The sequence below is a fragment of the Ruminococcus sporogenes genome, from assembly GCF_054655175.1.
On sequence record NZ_BAAHOA010000011.1, the window covers coordinates 1 to 3,085 of the forward strand.

Here is a 3,085-nt window from a genome sequence, read left to right on the forward strand (position 1 = left end):
ATGTTTAAGAAAGGAAATCGTATATGAAGAATGTATTGAAAAAAGGAATATCGATTTTATCGGTAATCGCGATCATATTGACCATGCTTCCCGCGGCGTTCACAGCGTTTGCGGCGGAAACAAAAGTGCAGATAGAAAACGCCGACGCGCTTGCTACAAAAAAGGATATAACCATAGGCGAAGGATATACGGTCCGCGCCGAAGATTACTGGTGTATGATACACACAGCCGACAGCATGAGGGCTGTATACTGCCTTGAACCGGGCAAATCTGTTGCAAGCGGAGATGGATATACCGAAGATGAAACAAATAAATATTTGGAAAGCGTATCAAATAAAGAGCTTGATTCAAATGATATACGAAGCTTGATAGGCAGAGTTTTTCTTTATGCATATACAGGTAAACTTGATACGTTAGAATCATATTACCGTTACACGGCAACACAGTTACTTGTATGGGAAACGCTGGTAGGTCAGAGAGATATAAATTTCAATAGAGTTGATAACGGCTATACCTCTGTTGAAAAGCTTCTTGATAATTTTCAAAGCGACTATGCCGCTCAGATAGTAAGCGGTTACTATTACGAGTATGAAGCCGATATCAAAGAACATTCAAAATCCATATCGTTCGCAAAAAGTACGACCTCCTCTGCCAAGAAAAATGCAGTGCAGGCAAACAGCGACGGAACATATACTTTTACCGATAAAAACAATGTTCTATCAGACTTTGACGCGGCAGTCACAGACGGCTCCGTTATATCAAAATCGGGAAACGCTTTAAAAATAAAGGCGGACAGCGGAAAGACCGCTGTGGTTACTCTGACTCAGAACAACGTTAAGGAATCGGGAGAGCTGACCGGATTCCTGACGCTTACAAGCGATTCAAAGCAGACGTTAGCGGAGCTAAAAGCCGATCCGAGAAAATACTACGCGGCGGTCAAGGGCGTAGAAAACGGAACGCTTGAAATTATCAAGACCTCCGAGGACGGTATAGTAGCGGATATTGAATTTATCGTCTTAGGAAACGGAAAAACGTATAAGGTAAAAACGGACAGGAACGGTAAAATAAATATACCCGATCTTGCTGCGGGAGAATATACCGTAACCGAGGTCGTACCTGCCCGTTATGAAAAACAGCAGACGAAAAAGGTTACGGTTTCGGCGGGCAAAACAGCTTCCGTTTCGTTCTCCAATACGTTAAAGACAGGAGCTATAAAAATAAACAAGCAGTCGGAGGACGGAGAAAACGGCGGCAGAACCTTTACGATTTCCGGCGGCGGCAAAACCTATACTGTTACCACCAACGGCGAGGGTACGGCAGTTCTTTCCGATATTCCCGTATATGATAAGGATAATAAAAAGATCGCTTACACCATTTCCGAGAAAAACGTACCCGTTAAATATGTTGTTCCCGCGGACCAGACAGCGACCTTGACAGCCGACGCGACAGTTTCAAAAACATTTAAAAACGCTCTTAAGAAATTTACCGCCGAGGTAATAAAAAAGGATTCCGAGAACGGCGATCCACAGGGCAATGCAAGCCTTGCGGGAGCGGTCTACGGACTGTACAGGGACGGAGAGCTGATCGATACCTACACTACCGACGAAAAGGGATATTTCAAAACAAGGGAATATGTCTGCGGAAATTATACGATTCAGGAAATAAGCCCGTCGGAGGGGTACAGGCTTGATCCGACTGTCTATTCAATCGGTGCAGAAGCTGAAAATTACACCATTGAAAGCAATCTGATTTCAGTAAATGTAACCGAAGATGTTATCAAAGGCAAAATCTCAATTATTAAGCACAGCGACGACGGAACGACGCAGATAGAAACTCCCGAAGCAGGAGCGGAATTCGAGGTTTACCTTAAATCGTCAGGAAGCTATGAAAGCGCAAAGGATTCTGAAAGAGATTATCTTGTATGCGATGAAAACGGCTGTGCAGCTACAAAAACGCTGCCCTACGGAACATATACGGTTCATCAGACCAAGGGCTGGGAAAACACAGAATGGATAGAGGATTTTGACGTAATTATCAGCGAAAACGAAAAGGAATATTTCTACCTTATCAACGACGCAGCGCTGACCTCCTACGTCAGGATCGTGAAAAAGGACGCTGAAACAGGCAATCTGATCCCCGTTTCGGGTATCGGCTTTAAGGTTTGGGACTGTAAAAATTCCCGTTATGTTGAACAGAAAATAAACTATCCGACGGAAATGATCCTTGACGTATTCTATACTGACGAAAGCGGAACGTTAACGCTCCCCAACGAGCTTGTATACGGAGATTACGAGCTTCATGAGGTGCAGACGGCGGAGGGATATTTTCTCGGCAGTGAAGCCGTTCCCTTTACGGTCGACGGTAAGGAAGAGGTTATAACGGTTGAAAAATTCAACAAGGCTCAAAAGGGAAAAATCAGCGTTCAGAAAACAGGAGATATTTTTGCAGGAGTGAATATCGCTTCGTCAGCTTATGCCGATGAAAACGGAAATGCTATAGAAAACCTTACGACCTACACTCCGGTATTTTCAGACGGAAAGCTTTCCGGCGCGGTATTTCAGATAATTGCAGGCGAGGACATAATAACGGCCGACGGAACGGTAAGAGCAAACGCAGGAGACATTGTAGCTGAAATCGCAACAGATGAAAACGGCTATGCTGAAACCGATCCGCTCTATCTCGGAAAGTATGAAATAAAGGAAATTCAGGCTCCCGACGGATATGTTCTTAACGGCGAATCGCAATTTATCGAGCTTACCTATGCGGGACAGGAAGTCGAGATAAGAGATACGGTAAACGCGGAATTTTTCAATGAATATCAGGGCGTAGAAATAACGCTTTCCAAGCTTATGGAACAGGACGGGCTGTTTAATATCGGCAATTCAGACGAGTATACAAACGTCCGCTTCGGACTGTTTGCCGCAGAGGCTCTGACCGCCGCCGACGGTACGGTTATTCCTGCCGACGGACTGATTTCTGAAATCAGCCTTGATGAGAATATGACCGCAAAATTTGACGTTCAGCTTCCGTTCGGAAAATATTACGTTCAGGAAATCGGCACAGACGAGCATTACGTCCTGAACGG

Annotated in this window: 1 protein-coding gene; it reads left to right on the forward strand. The window is 44.6% G+C overall.

Annotated elements, in window-relative coordinates; all coding sequences use genetic code 11:
- Window positions 1–23: 23 nt before the first annotated feature.
- A partial coding sequence (locus ACYQ0N_RS15130; RefSeq protein WP_460163152.1) for a SpaA isopeptide-forming pilin-related protein occupies window positions 24–3,085 on the forward strand: 3,062 nt, incomplete at its 3' end.